The organism is Bradyrhizobium lupini (assembly GCF_040939785.1).
Lineage (GTDB): Bacteria > Pseudomonadota > Alphaproteobacteria > Rhizobiales > Xanthobacteraceae > Bradyrhizobium > Bradyrhizobium canariense_D.
In genome coordinates, this window is sequence record NZ_CP162553.1 from 7,631,165 (window position 1) to 7,650,683 (window position 19,519).

Here is a 19,519-nt window from a genome sequence, read left to right on the forward strand (position 1 = left end):
CTGATCGTGAATCACACTGTTCTCATCGGGCTCGGCGTCCTCATTGCCATTCTCACCGTGGTTGCGGCATTCGGCTGGCTGCCGTCGCTGCGCATCGTCCCCGACGATACCCATTTCGACTTCACGCGTTTTCGCCGGATCAGCTTCCCGATCTCGGCGGCGTTGTCGATCGTCGCGATCACGCTGTTCTTCACCCATGGACTGAATTTCGGCATCGACTTCCGCGGCGGCACCCTACTGGAGGTGCAGGCCAAGTCCGGCACCGCCGATATTGCGGCGATGCGTACGACGTTGGATGCCCTGCGTCTGGGCGAAGTCCAGTTGCAGCAATTCGGCGGCCCCGCCGATGTCCTGATCCGTGTCGCGGAGCAGCCGGGCGGCGACGCCGCCCAGCAGGAGGCCGTGCAGAAGGTCCGCACCGCGCTTGGCGATTCCGTCGACTATCGCCGCGTCGAGGTGGTGGGACCGCGCGTATCGGGCGAATTGCTCGCCTACGGCATGCTCGGCCTGATGCTGGCGATCGTCTCGATCCTGATCTACCTCTGGTTCCGATTCGAGTGGCAGTTCGCGCTTGGCGCCATGATCGCCAACGTGCACGACATCGTGCTCACGATCGGGTTCATGTCGATCAGTCAGGTCGATTTCGACCTGACCAGCATCGCGGCGCTTCTGACGATTTTGGGCTATTCGCTCAACGACACCGTCGTCATCTACGACCGCATCCGTGAAATGCTGCGGCGCTACAAGAAGATGCCGATGCCGCAGCTCCTCAACGAATCAATCAACTCGACGCTGTCGCGCTCGATCATCACCCATTTCACTGTGACGCTGGCGCTGCTGGCCCTGCTGCTGTTCGGCGGCCATGCCATCCACAGCTTCACCGCGGTCATGATGTTCGGCGTGGTGCTGGTCGGCACCTATACCTCGATCTTCATTGCGGCCCCGATCCTGATCTATCTCGGCGTCGGCGAGCATCGCGAGGATGCGGTCGATAAGGGTACGCCGGCGAAGAAAAGCAAGGCATGATCCGAACCGCATGCCCTCGCAGGAGTTTGGGAGGGCAGTAAGCTCATTCGGACGAAGCTCATGGCCGGCGATCCCAAAGCACCGCATTTCCCCCGCTCGGCGCCGATCGAAGCCTATGGCAAGGGCGGCTTTGCCTTTGCCGGCATGTCGCATCGGGGATCGCTGCTTTGCCTGCCCGACGCGATCTGGGCCTGGGACATAACGGACCCTGCAAAGATCGACCGCTATTCGCTGGATCGAGTCTTCAAGTCTGCCAACAGCATCGACACGCTCCTGGTCGGCACCGGAACCGGGGTCTGGCTGCCGCCGCCGGAACTGCGCCAGGCGCTCAAAGCGGCGAGGGTGGTGCTGGATGCGATGCAGACCGGTCCCGCCGTGCGTACCTACAACATCATGATGGGCGAACGGCGGCGCGTCGCGGCCGCGCTGATCGCCGTGCCATGAGTGGCTCCGCGCCGCCGCCGGATTCTGTTGCGTTCTGTGCTGACCTCGTGCGCAGCCACGACTTTCGGCACTATGCCGCGACCCTGTTCGCGCCCGCTGCCGAGCGCCGCGGGCTGCTGGCGCTCTATGCCTTCAATGTCGAGATCGTCCGCGTCCGCGATCAGGTGAGCCAGCCCTTGCCCGGTGAAATCCGCCTGCAATGGTGGACCGACATGCTGTCGGGCCAAGTCCATGGCAGTGCCGAGCGCAATCCGGTGGCGGCGGAGCTGCTCCGCGCAATCCGTGATTTCGACCTGCCGGTCGAGCCGCTGTCGCTGCTCGCCGACGAGCATCAATTCGATCTCTACAACGACCCAATGCCAACAATGGCGGCGCTGGAGGGCTACCTCGCGGCGACCTCATCGGCGCTGTTCGATCTCGCCGCCCGGATCATGGGACCACCGTCGGCGGCGGCCGAGCATCTCGCCCGCCATGCCGGGCTGGCGCAGGGCATCGTACAGGTCATCGCCAATCTGCCGCGCGATGCGGCGCGCCGGCAATTGTTCCTGCCGCAGCAGGTGCTGGCGAGCCACGATTGCGACGTGGAAGACGTGTTCGCCGGAAAGGAGACGCCAAACTTGCGCGCCGCGCTGGGCCAACTCTCGGGCGAGGCGCAGCAACATTTGACGACGGCCTTGTCGCTGCTGGTGGAGGTGCCGGCATCAGTGCGTCCAGCGTTCCTTCCGCTCGGACAAGCGCGGGCCGACCTCAAGCGCCTGTCGCAACCCGGGCGCAATCCATTTACGCCGCAACCGTCATCGCGGCTGCGTACGCTGTGGACGCTGTGGCGGGCTTCACGTTCGCGGGAATTTACCAAATAGCGGTTGGCTTATCGCCGGAGCCGGGCAAATGCTCTATGCTGTCCTATGGCTGAGTTGTCCCAAACCATATCTTCCGATCTGGGCGGCCTTCCGGTCGTACCGGCCGACATCCATGCCGCCGCCGAGACGATCCGCGGCACCGTCGTCGAGACGCCCTGTAGCTACAGCCGCACGCTGAGCAATATCTGCGGCTGCGACATCTGGCTGAAATTCGAGAACCTCCAGTTCACGTCCTCGTTCAAGGAGCGCGGCGCGCTCAACCGCCTCAAGGCGCTGACGCCGGAGGAGCGCGCGCGGGGCGTCGTCGCGATGTCGGCGGGTAACCACGCGCAGGGCGTCGCCTATCACGCCAAGCGGCTCGGCATTCCCGCCACTATCGTCATGCCGGTCGGCACGCCCATGGTGAAGGTCGAGAACACCAGGCATCACGGCGCCGAGGTGGTGGTGACGGGCGCCACGCTGGAGGAGGCGGCCGCGTATGCGCGCAGCCACGGCGAAGTCCATGGCATGATCTTCGTCCATCCCTATGACGATCCGCTTGTCATCGCAGGGCAGGGCACGGTCGGGCTGGAAATTCTCGAGGCCGTGCCGGAGCTCGATACGCTGGTCGTCCCGATCGGCGGCGGTGGCCTGATCAGCGGGATCGCCATTGCCGCGAAATCGATCAAGCCGTCGCTGCGGATCCTCGGCGTCGAGGCCTGGCTCTACCCCTCGATGCACAATGCCATCCATGACGGCAATTTGCCGGCACGTGGCGACACACTCGCGGAAGGCATCGCGGTGAAGTCGCCCGGCAAGATCACGACCGAAATCGTCCGCCGCCTTGTCGACGACATTGCGCTCGTCAACGAAGCCGAGCTCGAGCGCGCGGTGGCGACCCTGATCTCGATCGAGAAGACGGTCGTCGAAGGCGCCGGTGCCGCTGGCCTCGCCGCGCTGATGTCCGACCCGTCCCGTTTCGCCGGTCAGAAGGTCGGGCTGGTGCTGAGCGGGGGCAATATTGACACACGTCTGATCGCATCGGTCCTGACCCGCGAGTTGGCGCGCGAGGGGCGGCTCACCCAATTGTCGCTCGACATTCCCGACAGGCCCGGCCAATTGGCTGCGGTCGCGGCACTGCTGGCCGAGGCCGGCGCCAACATCATCGAGGTCTCGCACCAGCGCACGTTCTCGGATCTTCCGGCCAAGGCGACGTTGCTGCAATTGGTGATTGAAACCCGCGACAGCGCCCATCTCGACGAGGTCATGGCGAAGCTTGGCGCATCCGGATTGAGTGCGCGCTGTACCTGAGCGTGCATGATCGCCGCTATCGCCGCGTCAAACCCGCCAAATGGACGATCAGCCGATCGATCTCCGCGTCCGTATTGTAGTAGTGCGGGGAGGCGCGCACCACCGGCGGCAGCGAGCGGATTTCGGCATCGATGCGCGTGCTCGACGGATCTGAGGCACCGATCGTGATGCCGGCTGCGGCCGCGTCGCTGACGACCGCTTCCGCCTCGTACCCTTCCACCGTGAAGCTGACGATGGCTCCCGGAGCGCGTCCGAGGTCGCGAACTCTGATGCCGCGAATGGATGCAAGGCCGCCCCGGAGGCGGTCCGCCAGCATGCGGCAACGCCGCTCGATCGGGCCGATCCCGATATCGAGGGCATAATCGACAGCCGCGCCGAGCCCAAGCCGGGCTGCGTAGTTGTTCTCCCAGGTCTCAAAACGGCGCGCATCGTCACGCAGCCGAAAAGCGTCCCGGGAGACCCAGGGTGCGGCGAAGTGATCGATCATTGGCGGTTCGAGCCGCTGCAGCATTTTTCGGCCGACGTAGAGAAAGCCGGTGCCGCGCGGGCCGCGGAGGAATTTACGCCCGGTCCCCGACAACATGTCACAGCCGATGGCCTCGACGTCGACCACCATCTGTCCGACTGCCTGGCAGGCGTCGAGCAGATAGGGGATGCCGTGCGCCCGCGCTATCTTGCCGACGGCTGCAGCCGGATTGACCAGCCCGCCATTGGTCGGAACCCAGGTGATCGCAATCAGCTTCACGCGCTCATCGATCATGCGTTCGAGCGCGTCGACGTCGAGCTCGCCGCTGGCATCGCTCGGCACGACGTCGATCGCGACGCCTGTTCGGTTGGCGACCTGAAGAAAGGCGACATAGTTGGCCGCGTACTCCGCCTCGGCGGTCAGGATCCGGTCGCCCTTGCTGAATGGAAGCGCGTAGAAAGCCATCTGCCAGGCAACCGTCGCGTTCTCCATGAGGGCGATCTCATCGGGCGCGGCGTTCAGGAGGCGGGCGACCGAGCCGTAAACGGATTCAAGTCGGCGCGCCTCGCGGTCGGCGGCGGCATAGCCTCCGATCTCGCTCTCCAGATCGATGTGTTCCTTCATCGCCGCAACAACGGACGCCGGCATCAGCGCTGCGCCCGCGTTGTGGAGATAGGCGAGCCGAGAGGCAGCCGGGGTGTCGCGACGAATTCGGTCGATATCCATCATCCATGCCTCCGCGTCTCGCGATCCTCATGCATGGATTAAACGCGTCGAGGGATGCGAACAAGATGGCCAAGCTTGGTCTCAGATGCAAAGGCCGAGCAGCTTGATGTGGCAGCCGCTGGATTTTGGCTTGCTGGCGGGCGCAGCCTCGCGCTTCACCGCAACCAGCGGCTCCCCGTCTTTCTTGCCTTTGCCTTTGCCCTTCGGCTCGTAGTCGCCGGCGATCACCATTGCCCAATAGGTGCGCTTGCCGCTAGCGTTTTTCGCGCTCGCGATCCCGACGCGGGAAGCGTTGTGCAGCAGCAGATTCTTGCGGTGTCCCGACGAGTCGATCCACTGTCCGAGGGTCTTCTCGAAATTGTCGTAGCCGTAGGCGATGTTCTCGGCGGCGCGGCCTGCGCCGGCCGGTGCGACCCGGCGGTTGAACGGGCCGAGGGCGTCGTGACTGAGGTCGTCCTTCGTCGCCATCGCGCGCGCCTGGTCCATGGCGATGCGGTCGAGGGTCGAATCGCGGACGACGCGGACCTCACCATGCTTGAGGCGGAAGCTCGAGATCAGCTCGGCGGGGGACTCGGCCATTGCGGACGTGGTGGCGAGCAGCAGAAGGCTAGCGATCAGGCCGCCAACCACGCGATGCATCATGTACCCCCGAGTGCCCATGACCCCGCCAAGTCCCCCCACCAAGTTCGAATTATCGGATCGCTTCTCTATCGCCAATGTGGACGCTTCAAGGCGTGATCCACGTTAGCTCGCCGGCAGGTCGGCCTCGAAATTGAAGCGGTCGCGCAGGTTCTTGCGCTGCTCCAGGATGTCCTTGAGGAAAGCACGGTCCTGGTCGTTCTTCATCATCGGCTCGATCAGGTCGAGCTGGTTCATGGCGACCAGTTGCAGGATCTCCGTGCGCGGCTTGCCGTCCGGATTGCGTGGCAGTGCGTGCACGACCTGGATGTGTTCCGGCGGCTTTGGCCCCTTGGCAACGGTGAGCTCGTTGCGCAATTGGCCTTCGAGCGCGGCCTGATCGGCTTCGACGAAGGCATAGAGGCCGACACCGGAGCGGCGGTCGGCAAAGGCGACGATGGCGGTGTCGCGCACGGCGGGGTTCTTGCGGATCAATTCTGCCAGCACCGGCGCGTCGTTGACGAGCCTTCGGCCGCCGCCTTCACGGTCGGTGAAGTTGAACAGGCCGCGGGTGATTGCCCGATAGACCTTCTTGCCGGTGGCGAGCCAGAGGCTGGCGGCGAACGACTTCTTCGCCAGGATCTTGCGCTCGCGCGGCGTCAGCGCCTCGGGCGCGTAGGATCGCTTGTGCTTGAGCAGATGCCGGAGATCTTCATAGGCCAGGATCCGGTAAAGCCGGCCGCGACGGTCGAAGCAGGCGGCGAGCTGGAAGTCGGTCACATAGGCGCGACCGTCGCGGCCGACCAGCCAGTTCTGTTCCTTGGCAAGATCGTTGTGGCAGATTCCGGCGCGGCGCAGCCGTCGCAGCGCGGCCTTCGCCGAGCGAAAATAGGCGAGGTCGCCATGCGGTTTCGCCAGATGCAGCGCGACACCATCGACGAAGCTGCGCACCAGCGCGCGGCGTCCGGCCCACAGCAGCTCCGGGCCGACATCGAGTCCCTTAGCGAGTGCCAGCGCATGCTTCTCGCGGGCGAACAGGTGGCGCGCCAAAAGGAATGACCACCACGGCACCTCGTCGAGGCGGCGCAGCACCGCGTCGACCTCGCCGTCATCGTCGCGGAATCGGCCGCGCTCGACGGTCGAGAACACGTCGCGCTTGAGCAGCACGCCCTCGGTCCAGCGCGCCGAGAGTGTTGCGGCGTCGTCTTTGGGAAGGTTCATCGAAAACTCACGCCGCGGCGGCAATGCGCAGGTGATCGGCGATCCAGCGATCGAGATCGGCGAGCGCCAGCGCGCTCATCGCCTGCTTTTTGGCCACCGTCTTCTCGTTCCCGCGCAGCCGGCTTCCGTCGGGCTTCTTCGTCGGTGCGCTGGCGAGCGGCGGGAACAGGCCGAAATTGATGTTCATCGGCTGGAACGAGCGCGTGCCGGGCTCGATGGTCTCGATATGGCCGCCGGTGATGTGGCCGAGCAGGGATCCGAGCGCAGTCGTGACCGGCGGACTCGCAAGCGTCTCGCCGCGCACCTCCGCTGCCGCATAGAGACCGGCAATCAGGCCGACGCTGGCGGATTCCACATAGCCCTCGCAGCCCGTCATCTGGCCGGCAAAGCGCAGCCGCGGCTGCGCGCGCAGGCGCAATTGGCCGTCGAGCAGCTTTGGCGAGTTGAGAAAGGTGTTGCGATGCAGGCCGCCCAGGCGAGCAAATTCGGCCTTCTCCAGCCCCGGAATGGTGCGGAAGATGCGCTGCTGCTCGCCGTATTTCAGTTTCGTCTGGAAGCCGACGATGTTGTAGAGCGTGCCGAGCTTGTTGTCCTGGCGCAGCTGCACGATCGCGTAGGCCTTGGTGGTGGGATCGTGCGGATTGGTGAGGCCGACCGGCTTCATCGGTCCATGGCGGAGAAGTCTCGGGGCCGCGTTCCGCCATGACCTCGATTGGCAGACAGCCGTCGAAATAGGGCGTGTTGGTCTCCCATTCCTTGAACTCGGTCTTCTCGCCGGCGACCAGCGCTGCGACGAAGCCGTCATACTGCTCCTTTGTCATCGGGCAGTTGATGTAGTCGGCGCCGGTGCCGCCGGGACCGACCTTGTCGTAGCGTGACTGAAACCAGGCCACCGACATGTCGATGGATTCGCGATGCACGATCGGCGCGATCGCGTCGAAGAAGGCGAGGGCGTTCTCGTCGGTCAACTCGCGGATCGCATCGGCCAGCGGCGCCGAAGTGAGGGGGCCGGTCGCAACGATGACGTTGCTCCACTCGGCCGGCGGCAGGCCTGCGACCTCACCGCGGGCGATCTCGATCAGCGGATGATCGTTCAGCGCCTTGGTGACGGCCGCCGAGAAGCCGTCGCGGTCCACCGCCAGCGCGCCGCCGGCGGGTACCTGGTTAGCGTCGGCTGCGCGCATGATCAGCGAATCGAGGCGGCGCATCTCGGCATGCAGCAGGCCGACGGCGTTGTTGGCGGCATCGTCCGAGCGGAACGAGTTGGAGCAGACGAGCTCGGCAAGCCCATCGGTGCGGTGTGCCTCGGTCATGCGGGTCGGCCGCATCTCGTGCAGCACCACGGGCACGCCGGATTTGGCCACCTGCCAGGCGGCTTCGGAGCCGGCAAGGCCTGCGCCGATCACGTGCACGGTATTTGATTGGGGTCCTGTCATGGGGCGGACAGGTAGCGCTTTTCGGCGATCAGTGGAATCGCCGAGATCGAGTTTTCTGCCTCCGGATGCGACAACGCCCGCACGAGGCGGGCGCTATCGGTCCGTCCGGTTCAGGGCTGAACGATATCAGCCCTGATACTGACCGGCGGCAACGCGCGGGATGTCCGAGCGATCGAGGCCGATATCGGAAAGCTCGCGATCGCTGAGCTGGGACAGCTCGGCAACATTGCGCTGATAGTCCCGGAAAGCTTGGATCATGCGGATGAGCGAGAGCAGCATTGGTAATCTCCTGTAGTTCGATTCAGCTCTTGCCCGAGCCTCATCGTTGAAATGAATATAGGTGAGAGTGGTGCAGTGCGAAAGTTCCGATGCTGCGATGCAGCTAAGCGCTGAGTGCATGGCGCTGGTAACGGACGATTAACCCGAAAGCAGTCCCGCCCAAAGGGTAGGCGGAACAGGGAGCACAGGTCTGAAGTCCCGTGAATTCACGGATTTGCTATGGGCTAGTCGGTTCCGTTCGGAGCGAAATAAGTCGCTTTGCTCTTGTCCGCAAGCGGATCGACTAGCTTCTATAACCAAGTCTCACATGCGAGAATCGCATGATTCTAATGAATTGATACTCATTACTTGGCGCGTGCGTACACTTTTGCCAACTCTCGCCAGCGATTCGCCTGGTTGCAGCGGATCCACATGACGAAGGGCGGCGAGTCAGGACTATCCCGCTTGGTTAGCCACAACCGTCCCCGCTCGCAGTGCACACACGCTGACGTGTGGCGTTGATTACAAGCGTGTAATGAAAATCAGAAATTTTGCATGCAGCTCTGCGCGCCGCGCAACATCACGCAATTCTCGCGGGGAATTCATTGCGTCAAGTTGCCGCGCCCGGAGGAAGGTGATGTCGCAGATTCCGGCAATGTCGCTGGCTCTGGCCCAAGAACAAGAGAAGGAAGGTAACGTCATGATGAAGTTACTCGGGGTTATCGCAATTGCCGCCGTTGCGTTCGCCGTCACGCCGGCCCAGGCCGCCAAGCACGCCGCCGGCGGCTGCAGCTCGGCCAATCTGGAGAAGACAGAGACCGCGATCGAAAACATGGCCGATGGTGACGGCAAGTTCGTCGCGCAGAAGGAGATCGCGGCCGCGCAGGACTCGCTGCTCAACGGCAAAATGGGTGCGTGCGGCGCGCATCTGAACAAAGCGATGCACGCCACCATGGGCAAATAGGAACTTCAGGAACGCATTAGGAGAGGGCCGGTCGCCGAGCGATCGGCCCTACGCTTTTGTCCTGCAAGCATCTCATCTAAGGGGCGCGCGCGAGCTGGGTGGCGAAATAGGCGACGGTCTTCGAGTAGACCTCGCTCTTGTTCCACTGCTGCAGCACCGCGAAATTCGGACTGCCCGGCTGCCAATCCTTACCCTTCTGCCAGCCATAACCGGCAAGATAGTTCGCGGTGGAGGCGAGCACGTCAGGGGCGTTGTGCAGGAGATCGCGCTTACCATTGCCGTCGAAATCGACGGCGTATTTCATCCATGACGACGGCATGAACTGGGTCTGTCCGAGCTCGCCGGCCCAGGCGCCCTTCATGTCGGCCGGTGCGAGGTCGCCGCGCTGGACAATGCGGAGCGCATCCAACAGCTCGGCGCGAAACTGCTCGGAGCGCCGGCAGTCATAGGCCAGCGTCGCCAGTGAGCGGATGGTCGCGAACTTGCCGGTATTGACGCCGAAATCGGTCTCAAGACCCCAGATCGCGACCAGCACCTCGCCAGGCACGCCGTAGGTCTGCTCGATACGCGACAGCACCGAGCCGTATTGCTTCATCATGTTGGAGCCGCGCGTCAGGCGCGGCGGCACCATGCGGCCGGAAAACTCCTCGAAGGTCTGGCTGAAGACCTTCTGCGAGCGGTCGCGGTTGAGCACGTTCTGATCGAGCGTCACACCGGCGAGCCCGGCGGAAATGGCCTGTTGCGAGACGCCCTTGGCCGCGGCGTCCGTTTTGAAGTCTGCAAGCCACGCGTCGAAATTGCCTGAACCGCAGGCAACAGCGGCGAGCGCTGGCTGAGCGGATAGGATGGACGCGGTGATGGCTAAGGCTGCGAGGGCGAGACGAGAAATCGTCGGGGTCATTCGAGCAAATAAATTCCGTGAAGTGATCTGAACGGCGCGCGCAATCTCGATGGAAACCGCGGCCAAAGCAAGGCGTATGACAGTGCGCGATCCTGCCCGCACCGGGGCAGGATCGCATGTCACGATATCGTCAGGCGTCGGTCCGATTGCGCCAGGGGAAGAGGTTGGCGGGGAAGTCGGCGGCCGGCTTGCGTGCACGATGCGGCGGAGGCGGCACCGGACGCGCGCCCGGATCGGCCGCGATCACCTTGCGGTAGAGATGCCAGGTGGCATGGCCGAGCACGGGGACCACCACGGCAAGGCCGAGGAAGGCCGGAATGGTGCCCAGCGCCAGCAGGACGGCCACGATCAGGCCCCAGGCCGCCATCGGCACCGGGTTCTTCGCGACGACGCGCAGTGACGTCACCATGGCCTCGAACGCGCCGGCATGGCGGTCAAGCATCAGCGGGAACGACACGGCGCTGATGCACAGCGCGGCAAGGGCGAACAGGAAGCCGGTGCCGCAGCCGACCACGATCAGCCACCAGCCTTGCCGGCTCGTGAGCACGCGCGTCAGAAAATCCGAGATCCCGGATGCGCCTTCATAGCCGAAAGCGGCGACATAAATTGCCTGCGCGGTCGCAACCCAGGTCACGAACAGGGCCAGCAGCAGCGCGCCGAGACCGAGCATGGCGCCGAACGAGGGCGAACGCAGCACCTCCATGGCGTCCCAGGCGCTGGCCTCCTCATGGCGCTCGCGCCGGCTGGAGAGCTCGTAGAGACCGAGAGCGGCGAACGGGCCGATTAGCGCGAAGCCTGCGGCCAGCGGGAACAACAACGGCAACACTGAATAGCCCATCACCACGCGGGCGAGCACGAGGCCCAGCACAGGATAGATCACGCAGAGGATGATGGCGTGGCTCGGCACCGCCTTGAAATCGTCCCAGCCGCGCTTGAGCGCATCCTGCAGATCGGAGAGTTGGATGGTTCGGATCACCGGTCCAGCCGCTTCGGCGGTCTGGGCCATGGACGGGACATTGCCCGGGTAGAGTGTGGCCATGGTCGCTAGCTCCCTTGCCATGCGGCCGCATCTGGCGCCAGCAACGGCGCAAGCGGCCGCTATTCTGAGTTTCGCGATCCCCAACCAGACGCGAATTCCGGATGGCATCGCGAACTGAACGTCAACCGTACGCCCATTTGCGAGTCCTGTCCCTCACGCTTGGGTGAGATTCGATGCCGCGGTGCAATCTCTACAGTGTCATTCGGTCGTTATTTCGCCGCAGATAAGCTGATGCTGCGTGCTTGTTCGCGGAACTTTGGCGGGCGCAACGACGCAACTTGGTCTATAAGTGCCACTCAAGGCCCTTCCAGCGGGTCCTTTTCGGGGAGCAGACATGAGCATTTTCGGGAAAATTATGGGCGCGATCTTCGGTAGCCAGCCAGCTTCCGCCGCGCCCGCAGGCAGCGCACCGTCGGGCAGCGCGCCCGCAGGGGCCGCGCCGAGCGGATCCGCGGCGACGGTGGACGTTGCCTCGATCGTCGACGCGGCGGCCGCTGCGCACAAGGGCGAAAAGCTGGAATGGCGCACCTCGATCGTCGATCTGATGAAGGCGCTCGACATCGATTCCAGCCTCGCTGCGCGCAAGGACCTCGCCAAGGAGCTCGGCTACAGCGGCGACACTAACGATTCCGCGACCATGAACGTCTGGCTGCACAAGCAGGTGATGTCCAAGCTCGCCGCCAATGGCGGCAAGCTGCCGCCGGAGATCAAGCACTGACCGATCGCCCGGTCGCAATCCAAGGGCCCGCGATCGCGCGGGCCCTTTTGCATTCAGGCGACGAGATCCGCATCTTCCGGATGCCTGTCGAGATAATCGACGACGAAACCGCAACCGGCAATCACCTTCCTGCCGTCGCGCCGGATCAATTCCAGCGCACCCTTGACCAGCTCGGAGCCGATGCCGCGGCCGCGCAGCGCGCGCGGCGTCTCGGTGTGGGTGATGATCACCGCCGACGGCGTCAGCCGGTAATTGGCGAAGGCGATTTCGCTGCCGACATCGAGCTCGAAGCGGCTTCTGTCCTTGTTATCCCGTACCGACGGCGCCATGCAAAAATCCTTCCGACATGCTGCTTGCCTCTGATCTAGGCGCCTCAACCGGCCCTTGCCAAGGTGCGAGCAAGAGTGGTTGCCGCAGGGGAGATATCCGGAAACTGCGTGTCCCGCTCAGCCTGGAATTGAAGCCGGGCTTGCCGACGGCGCAGGAGTCGTTATGGAAGCTCGGGGCGTTGTAGCCCCCCGCCGCTTCTCGCAACGCCGGCGTTGGATCTCTTCCTAGGCCTGATCGCCCGGATGCTTCAATCGGTCGCCTTGGCGAACCTGGAATCCTCCGGCTGCGCCTGCGGGCGCAGGCATCCCTGGCAGATGACGAGGGAACGGTTGACCCTGGCGTCCCGTTCCTCCTCGATGCCATCCTTCGCCTGCCACCATTCCTTTGAATAGGGCTGAAGCGCGGCTTGCGACCTGTTGCGCTCGGATCGGGCCGCGCGCGCTGGTTCTGAAGCAGCGCGCGGGTGATTGGGATTTTCGCCGGCGCCGTCCCAGGCATAGCGCGCGGGCTTGAAGGCGGGATCGGAGGCGAGGTGCGCTTGTGGGCCCACGGCACATCCGGCAAGCGCCAGCGATAACATGAGGAGGGCGGGCGCTTTGACCATGATGCGGCACTCTGTACGCGAGAACTGAGCGAGGTTGCGCCGATCATGTTTAAAATTTCCTGAACGGTTGGATGGGCTGCGCTGCGCCCGGCAACCTTGCAGGGCTCCTGGCGATGGCGATAAATGGGCTGCAATGAGCGGGCGGCTCGCGTGCCGTCCGCCGCCGAAGAGGAAGCCCGATGCAGCCCCTGCGCATGTCCCGCCGCGTCATGAATCTCGCTCACATGCTGACCCAGAATGCGCGGCGGCATGGGGCGCGTCCCGGTTTCGTCTGGGGCGACAGATCCTGGACCTGGCGCGAGATCGATGCGCAGGTCTCGGCACTGGCAGCCGCTCTCGCGGCGCGCGGGATCGCGAAGGGCGACCGCATCCTCGTTCATTCCAAGAACGGCGATGAGATGTTCTTCTCGATGTTCGCCGCGTTCCGGCTTGGCGCGGTCTGGGTACCCACCAATTTCCGCCTGATGCCGGACGAGGTCGCCTATCTCGCGCAGGCCTCCGGCGCGAAGGCGTTTCTGTGCCATGTCGATTTTCCCGAGCACGCCGCGGCCGTAAGCGGTGGCGCGCTGGAATTCACCTGGAGCATCGACGGTCGGGCGCCGTTTGCCGAGACGTCGGTTGCGGATGCCGTCGCGTCGCGCGCCGGCACGGTGGTCGAGAACGTCGCAGTCGAGCACGACGATCCCTGCTGGTTCTTCTTTACATCGGGCACCACCGGCCGCTCCAAGGCTGCGGTGCTCACCCACGGTCAGATGGGTTTTGTCGTCACCAACCATCTCGCCGATCTTACGCCCGGCGTCACCGAAGCAGATGCCTCGCTGGTGGTGGCGCCGCTGTCGCATGGCGCCGGCGTGCATCAGCTGGTGCAGACCGCGCGCGGCGTGTGCACCGTGCTGCTGCCGACGGAGAAATTCGACATTGACGAGGCGTTCCGCCTGATCGAGGCGCATCGCGTCAGCAATCTCTTCGTGGTGCCGACCATTCTGAAGATGATGGTCGAGCATCCCGCCGCCGACAAATACGATCATTCCTCGCTGCGCCATGTGATCTATGCGGGTGCGCCGATGTATCGCGAGGACCAGAAGGCTGCGCTGAGGAAGCTCGGCAAGGTGATCGTGCAGTATTTCGGCCTCGGCGAGGTGACCGGCAACATCACCGTGCTGCCGGCAGCGCTGCATGACCCCGAGGACGGGCCGCACGCGAAGATCGGCACCTGTGGCTTCGAGCGTACCGGCATGCAGGTCTCGATCCAGGACGACGAGGGCCGTGAACTCGGCGCCAACCAGAGCGGCGAGATCTGCGTAATCGGCCCCGCGGTGCTGGCCGGCTACTATGACAATCCCGAAGCCAATGCGAAGGCGTTCCGCAACGGCTGGTTCCGCACTGGCGATCTCGGCCACATGGACGAGGAGGGGTTCGTCTACATCACGGGACGAGCCTCCGACATGTACATCTCCGGCGGCTCCAACATCTATCCGCGCGAAATCGAGGAGAAGATTCTGACCCATCCTTGCGTCGGCGAGGTCGCGGTGCTCGGCGTGCCCGATGCGACCTGGGGCGAGGTCGGCGTTGCCGTCTGCGTCGCCCGCGAGGGCGCGAAGCCGGTGAGCGAAGCGGAGATGGCGGCATTCCTCAGCCCCAAGGTGCCGCGCTACAAGATGCCGAAGCGGTTCTTCTTTTGGGAGGCCTTGCCGAAATCCGGCTACGGCAAGGTTCCCAAACGGATGGTTCGCGACGAGCTCGAGGCGCGCGGGCTGCTCGATCTCGACAAGACACGGGCGGGCTGAGCGAAGGTCATGCGCAGCATCAAGCAGCCCGGCGCGCCGGTCGCCGAGCGCATCCAATGGGCGGAGGCGAGGGGACGCGCTTTCTCCTTCACGCTTCAAGCAGGTCTGCCGCTGCTGGAGGCGGCGCGCCGCGGTTTCGCCGCGGAGGGATTCGCCGGCGGCGTGCTCAGCTTCGAGCGCGGCGCGCTCGGGCCGTTCGGCTATGTCATGCCGGCGCTGTCGAAGACCAGCGAGAACGCCGCGTTTTATAGCGACACATTCCGGCCAAGCGGCGTGACGCGCACCAGGCTCGGCAGCATGACGCTGGGCATGCGCGATGGCGCCCCGTTCTTTCATTGCCATGGGCTGTGGACGGAGGCCGATGGCCGCGCCGGTGGTGGCCACATGCTGCCGGACGTGACCGATGTCGCCGAGCCGTTCGAGGTCGAGGCCTTCGGCATCGATGGTGCGATGTTCGCCGCAGAGCCAGATCCCGAGACCAATTTCAAGCTGTTCGGGCCCGTGGCGGCTGCGAGCACCGGCGCACGCACGACCAGCCGCGCTTTCGCGCTGCGGCTGCGCCCCAATCAGGATTTCGCGGGCTGTCTCGAAGACTTCTGCCGCGCGCAAGGCATCGCGCGCGCGAGGATCCATGGCGGTGTCGGCTCGACAATTGGGGCGCGCTTCACCCATGGCGGCGTGACTGAGCCCTTCGCGACCGAGCTTGCGGTAACCGGCGGCGCGATTGCGGCCGGCTCCTCCGGCGCCCTCGAAGCCGCACTCGATGTCGCCCTGATCGACTACACTGGCGGCATAGCGGAGGGCCGTCTGATTCGTGGCGACAATCCCGTGCTGATGACCATGGAGCTGGTGCTCGAGGTGTTGGGCTAGTATCGGCGAGCGATCATCAGCGGGTGCGTAGCTTGGCGATGGCCAAGTATGTGGAGTCACTGATCCCCGAACTGGATCCCTGAAACAGGTTGAGCAGGGGGGATTGACCCTGGCCGGTGCTCTGGCTGTTTCTGATGTCATACATGGCGGAGAAACGGCTCAACAGCTTTGTCACCTTCGCGGGATCGGACAGATCCTTGATCTTCATGAATCTGTCTACGAACTTGGCCTGCTGATCGATCGGCATCGCCGCCATCGAGTCAGGCAAATCGAAAGTGGTCCTGAACACCTCCGAAAGAGCCTTGTCGGCAAGGATGTCGTATGCGGACGTGATGTCCCCCCGCCTTTCGCTGGAAATAGAGCGCAAGGCGCACGCCGGGATTGGCATCGCCCTGCTGCTGCTCCAGGCTTTGCTCGACATAGTTCGCTTGTGTTTCCCGAAACTGATCCCGCTTTTGCGGACCCATCATCGGAAGACGCGCGACGTTGCCTTTACTGTCGAAATTGAACGACGCCACGATTTCGGCAAAGCGAGGATCGCTCTCGGTGTTCGCGAAGCTCTTTGGATCGTTCAGGTCGGAGCTGAAGATCTTCTTGAGAAATTCGGTGCTGACCTTCCTGGGATCCAGACCCTTGGCCAAGAGAATGAAATCGACCATCGGCCTGTTTGCGAGAAGATCGGAAACACTGTCGATGCCGGCGATGGCCTGCTGATATTCCGACGCATCCTTCGTGGCCTGTGCCCGAACTGCGGCCTGCTGCTGGGGAGTCGCCGTGCTGGCGCTCTTCACCGCTCCAATGACGTAGTCCTTGGCGATCTGGAGGACTTCAGCCGAGTCCTGAGCCACCAAGGGGGTGGTCAGATTGCCTTTTGCGTCGAAGTTGAAGGCGCGTGCCAGCTCCAAATATCGATTGTCCTTGAGGGTATAGACGTAGCTTTTGGGGTCGTTGATGTCGCTTTCGAGCACGGCCTTGACAGTCGCCGGCGAGACGTTCACGGGCTCGAGGCCGACAGCTCCCAGCGCAAATTCATACACGCCCGGTGTCGATACGAACGCCTGGACTGAATTGATCTTGAGGATGGCAGTTCTAAATTGCCTGATTGCAAAAGCTTCGTTCAACGGGCTCGCCGCCGAATAGACGGCGGACTTGCTGTCGTCGAACTTCTGTTTCGTGATCGTGACATTTGCAGCAGTCTGCGCCGACACACCTGACGGAAGCGACCCGTCGGAGGAAAACTCGAACGCACCGGCCAGGTCGACGAACCCGCCAATCGTCCCTATCTGCTCGCTAAGGCTGAAAATGCTGCTCGCATATGACTCCAAATGATGCTTTTCGACCAGAATCTGGACGTTCAACTGGGCTACGTTCGCGCCCGGTTGCGATAGTTGGGCGGTGTAGTCGGCGATCCTTGAATTGGCCGCGGTGACATCCGATCGGGCCTGAGCAAGGTCGGCGTTGAGGCCACTTAGCTGAGAAGCGAAAGTGGTGTTGACGTAGCTGTTGGGATCGGATGGATCGCTGCGCAAGACCTGGCTTATGGTGTCACGCGACCACTTGCTTTGATCGATCCCGTACGCCGAATAGACATAGTTGCGAAGACGGTCGTTGTTCAGGAGCTGGTCTGCACTGCTGATGTTACCGATTTCGGCGCTGTAGTAATTCGAATCGCCGGCAAGTGCATCGACCTGGCTTTTCCTGGTCGCCGTGTACAGACCAATCATCTCGTCGGTCTGGTTCTCCGATTGCGCCACCGACGTGGCACTGCCATTGAAGGAAAACGCGGCGGCGAACTCACGGTAACGCTTGTCGACCAGCTTGTTGATAAAGCTGTTTGCGTCGGAGAGGTCGCTCTCCAGCACCTTTTTCATGAAGGCCTTGGCGTAGGCCATGTCTTCCAGGCCATACGCCTTCGTTGCATAACGATAAAGGCGATAGTCTTTCATGAAGTCGTCGACGGACTTCACCTTGCCGATGTGGGCTTTGTAATAGGCGGCCTCTCGCGCTACGTCCTGTTGCTGTTCGACCCGCGTCAGGGACTGCTTGAGATTGCGCGTGATGTAGCTGTAACTGAAATACGTTGATACCATCGCGCACTCCTCGCGGCTCTTACGGTCCCGGACGTCCGTCAATCATTGCGGGGTCGCGAGGTGGGCGCGGGCCTTATGCCTGCCGACTGCCTCAGAGCTGCGTTCTCTAAGGCGATTTCGGACCGCAATCCCAGATTCCAGTTTGCCCTCGCCACGCGTGTCGGGTTTTGTTGCTGTATGTCTCTCAGATGCAGCTTTCGCGAGGGTTGCGTTCCGGATATGTTCTAGTGGCCCGATTGGACGGAATGGATCGGAAACCGGACATGAGTCGAAGAAGCAGCCGAACGATCAACCTGCCGGCGCCTTACCTGAAACGGGTTTGGCTCGACCCGTCGCAAGTTCGCGATCGCGAGGCTTATCCGTTTTGCCTGCCCATCTTTCCGGATGATTTCGATCTCAACTTCGACGCCGCCATCACGATCATCGTCGGAGAGAATGGCACCGGGAAGTCGACGATCCTCGAAGGGATCGCAGCGCTCGCCGGCTACGACGACGCCGGTGGCGGGAAGGGTTACATGCCGGTCGATCACTCCGAAGCGCGGGAGAAGATGGGTGGCCAACTCTCCAGGGCGCTGCGCGCAAGCTGGCTGCCGAAAATCACGAATGGCTGGTTTTTTCGCGCCGAGAGTTTTTTCTCGGTGGCGCGATATCTCGACAAGGCCGCACGTGATGCCGGGCAGGTCGGCCCCGATTTCCTGTCGCATTCCCACGGCGAAGGATTCCTGCGCTTCTTCGAGGAGCGCTGCCAGCGCCAGGGCATTTTCATCTTCGACGAGCCTGAATCGGCGTTGTCGCCGGCGCGCCAGATCGAATTTCTGAAGCTGCTTCGACGCATGGAGAATTCCCGCATCTGCCAGGTCATCATGGCGACCCATTCGCCGATGCTCATGGCCTATCCCAACGCACAGCTGCTCCGGCTCGGGAAATACGGCCTGGAGCCGACGACGGTGGAGCAGACCGATCATTACCGGGTGATGCGGAAGTTCTGTGACGACCCGCGCGGGTTCGTAGAGGCGACGCTGGCGGAGTGATCGGGCGGCGTGATCGGCACTCACTGTCTCGGTCGTCATCGCGAGGAGCCCTGCGACGAAGCAATCCAGAGTCTCTCCGCGGAGGTACTCTGGATTGCTTCACTGTGCTCGCAATGAGGGAGCGAGAAGCATCGTTGTTCTCCGCCAACTCGCTTCTGAATCGTAGACACATCTTCGCCTCCTCGCGGCGCATCGCGCCCGAGCTTTGCGGTCATCACAGCCCCCAAAAATGCCGAGGGCGCAGGGAAGGCCGGGTGCCGGCTGGCACCGACGGTCCACTGTGCGAAGGTTGCGCTACAAGAGGCTGCACAGCGGCATACAGGTGAAGCCCAACACACGGCCTTCCCTGCGCAGTGGTTTTACGGCTTATGTCGTGATCTCCCCGGGGAGCGATGCACTATTGCCCCCGTCACCTTGCGGATGGCTGACGCTGCGGCCCGGTCGGCCCGCACGCATCACCGCAAGACTTGGCGCACAGACCCCGGGCGCCAGGACCACACGATTTTGCCGTACGCAGGCTGCACCGGTCGTGTGCCCGACACTTTCGCTCACGGTTGCCCGCCCTGCGAAGCCTTCGCGCCGGTGTGGCCCACGTCCACCACGTCCCATCCCGCGTTCGTGACGATCGCGATCCGCCCCTCGGCCGGGTTGGCTCTTTATATGATAATCCGAAATGCGGATAAAGAGAAATATTTTTAAGCGCCGTGATTGACCCGCTTATTGGTGTTTTGCCCGCCGGGGCGGCAAGGGGTTGTGGGGCGCGCGGGCCCCGCCGCAACGCGGCCACGAACGGGTCTCCCCGCGGCCGCAAAATGCGCTACCATGATTCCAGCGCGCTTC

General features: G+C 63.4%; 17 protein-coding genes and 2 pseudogenes. 9 read left to right on the top strand and 10 right to left on the bottom strand.

Going from position 1 to position 19,519, the window contains the following annotated elements; translation table 11 throughout:
- Positions 1–6 precede the first annotated feature (6 nt).
- From secF to AB3L03_RS36755, 4 genes are read left to right on the top strand one after another with little or no spacing between them, the layout of a single operon-like run.
- Complete coding sequence (gene secF / locus AB3L03_RS36740; RefSeq protein WP_368508002.1) at positions 7–1,026, top strand: protein translocase subunit SecF; 1,020 nt, start codon at positions 7–9, stop codon at positions 1,024–1,026.
- 60 nt (positions 1,027–1,086) lie between these two features.
- Positions 1,087–1,470, top strand: coding sequence for an Mth938-like domain-containing protein (locus tag AB3L03_RS36745; protein WP_368508003.1), 384 nt, complete (start codon positions 1,087–1,089; stop codon positions 1,468–1,470).
- Positions 1,467–2,330, top strand: coding sequence for a phytoene/squalene synthase family protein (locus AB3L03_RS36750; protein ID WP_368508004.1), 864 nt, complete (start codon positions 1,467–1,469; stop codon positions 2,328–2,330). The genes AB3L03_RS36745 and AB3L03_RS36750 overlap by 4 nt, the downstream gene beginning before the upstream one ends.
- Before the next feature lie 45 nt (positions 2,331–2,375).
- Positions 2,376–3,620 carry a threonine ammonia-lyase gene (locus tag AB3L03_RS36755; protein WP_368508005.1) on the top strand — a complete coding sequence of 415 codons (1,245 nt, stop codon included), beginning with the start codon at positions 2,376–2,378 and terminating at the stop codon, positions 3,618–3,620.
- 16 nt (positions 3,621–3,636) lie between these two features.
- On the opposite strand, the gene AB3L03_RS36760 is transcribed toward AB3L03_RS36755, so the two are convergent.
- The 5 genes and pseudogenes from AB3L03_RS36760 to AB3L03_RS36780 all read right to left on the bottom strand — a co-directional run bounded on the left by AB3L03_RS36760 (position 3,637) and on the right by AB3L03_RS36780 (position 8,366).
- Positions 3,637–4,815 carry an aminotransferase class V-fold PLP-dependent enzyme gene (locus AB3L03_RS36760; RefSeq protein WP_368508006.1) on the bottom strand — a complete coding sequence of 393 codons (1,179 nt, stop codon included), beginning with the start codon at positions 4,813–4,815 and terminating at the stop codon, positions 3,637–3,639.
- Positions 4,816–4,893: 78 nt separating this feature from the next.
- Complete coding sequence (locus tag AB3L03_RS36765) at positions 4,894–5,472, bottom strand: CAP domain-containing protein (RefSeq protein WP_085353188.1); 579 nt, start codon at positions 5,470–5,472, stop codon at positions 4,894–4,896.
- 84 nt (positions 5,473–5,556) lie between these two features.
- Positions 5,557–6,651: a serine/threonine protein kinase gene (locus tag AB3L03_RS36770; protein WP_317244194.1), complete on the bottom strand. Its 1,095-nt coding sequence runs from the start codon at positions 6,649–6,651 to the stop codon at positions 5,557–5,559.
- A gap of 7 nt (positions 6,652–6,658) precedes the next feature.
- A pseudogene (gene trmFO / locus AB3L03_RS36775) lies at positions 6,659–8,087 on the bottom strand (methylenetetrahydrofolate--tRNA-(uracil(54)-C(5))-methyltransferase (FADH(2)-oxidizing) TrmFO).
- A gap of 126 nt (positions 8,088–8,213) precedes the next feature.
- Positions 8,214–8,366, bottom strand: coding sequence for a DUF1127 domain-containing protein (locus AB3L03_RS36780; protein ID WP_018458011.1), 153 nt, complete (start codon positions 8,364–8,366; stop codon positions 8,214–8,216).
- A 616-nt stretch (positions 8,367–8,982) separates the two neighbouring features.
- On the opposite strand from AB3L03_RS36780, the gene AB3L03_RS36785 reads away from it, so the two are divergent.
- Positions 8,983–9,309: a hypothetical protein gene (locus AB3L03_RS36785; RefSeq protein WP_204511280.1), complete on the top strand. Its 327-nt coding sequence runs from the start codon at positions 8,983–8,985 to the stop codon at positions 9,307–9,309.
- A gap of 76 nt (positions 9,310–9,385) precedes the next feature.
- On the opposite strand, the gene AB3L03_RS36790 is transcribed toward AB3L03_RS36785, so the two are convergent.
- On the bottom strand, positions 9,386–10,210 hold the full coding sequence (locus AB3L03_RS36790; RefSeq protein WP_018458009.1) for a lytic murein transglycosylase: 825 nt from the start codon (positions 10,208–10,210) through the stop codon (positions 9,386–9,388).
- 130 nt (positions 10,211–10,340) lie between these two features.
- On the bottom strand, positions 10,341–11,249 hold the full coding sequence (locus AB3L03_RS36795; RefSeq protein WP_026233481.1) for a DUF2189 domain-containing protein: 909 nt from the start codon (positions 11,247–11,249) through the stop codon (positions 10,341–10,343).
- Between the two features lie 334 nt (positions 11,250–11,583).
- Between AB3L03_RS36795 and AB3L03_RS36800 the strand changes: the two genes are divergently transcribed.
- Positions 11,584–11,967 (top strand): DUF3597 domain-containing protein, encoded by a 384-nt coding sequence (locus AB3L03_RS36800; RefSeq protein ID WP_085384623.1) that lies wholly within the window; start codon positions 11,584–11,586, stop codon positions 11,965–11,967.
- Positions 11,968–12,020: 53 nt separating this feature from the next.
- Here AB3L03_RS36800 and AB3L03_RS36805 read toward each other — a convergent pair whose 3' ends face one another.
- Together AB3L03_RS36805 and AB3L03_RS36810 are read right to left on the bottom strand one after the other, a co-directional pair.
- Positions 12,021–12,296 carry a GNAT family N-acetyltransferase gene (locus AB3L03_RS36805; RefSeq protein WP_018458006.1) on the bottom strand — a complete coding sequence of 92 codons (276 nt, stop codon included), beginning with the start codon at positions 12,294–12,296 and terminating at the stop codon, positions 12,021–12,023.
- A 248-nt stretch (positions 12,297–12,544) separates the two neighbouring features.
- A complete protein-coding gene (locus AB3L03_RS36810; RefSeq protein WP_368508007.1) occupies positions 12,545–12,901 on the bottom strand; it encodes a hypothetical protein in 357 nt (118 codons plus the stop codon).
- A 179-nt stretch (positions 12,902–13,080) separates the two neighbouring features.
- Between AB3L03_RS36810 and AB3L03_RS36815 the strand changes: the two genes are divergently transcribed.
- Complete coding sequence (locus AB3L03_RS36815; protein WP_368508008.1) at positions 13,081–14,688, top strand: acyl-CoA synthetase; 1,608 nt, start codon at positions 13,081–13,083, stop codon at positions 14,686–14,688.
- 9 nt (positions 14,689–14,697) lie between these two features.
- Positions 14,698–15,558, top strand: coding sequence for a DUF296 domain-containing protein (locus AB3L03_RS36820; RefSeq protein ID WP_085353176.1), 861 nt, complete (start codon positions 14,698–14,700; stop codon positions 15,556–15,558).
- 16 nt (positions 15,559–15,574) lie between these two features.
- On the opposite strand, the pseudogene AB3L03_RS36825 reads toward AB3L03_RS36820, so the two are convergent.
- Positions 15,575–17,648 (bottom strand): annotated as a pseudogene (locus AB3L03_RS36825) (DUF1217 domain-containing protein).
- A gap of 263 nt (positions 17,649–17,911) precedes the next feature.
- Between AB3L03_RS36825 and AB3L03_RS36830 the strand changes: the two are divergent.
- Positions 17,912–18,679, top strand: a complete 768-nt coding sequence (locus tag AB3L03_RS36830) for an AAA family ATPase (protein WP_247370326.1) — start codon at positions 17,912–17,914, stop codon at positions 18,677–18,679.
- The last annotated feature ends 840 nt before the right edge of the window (positions 18,680–19,519 follow it).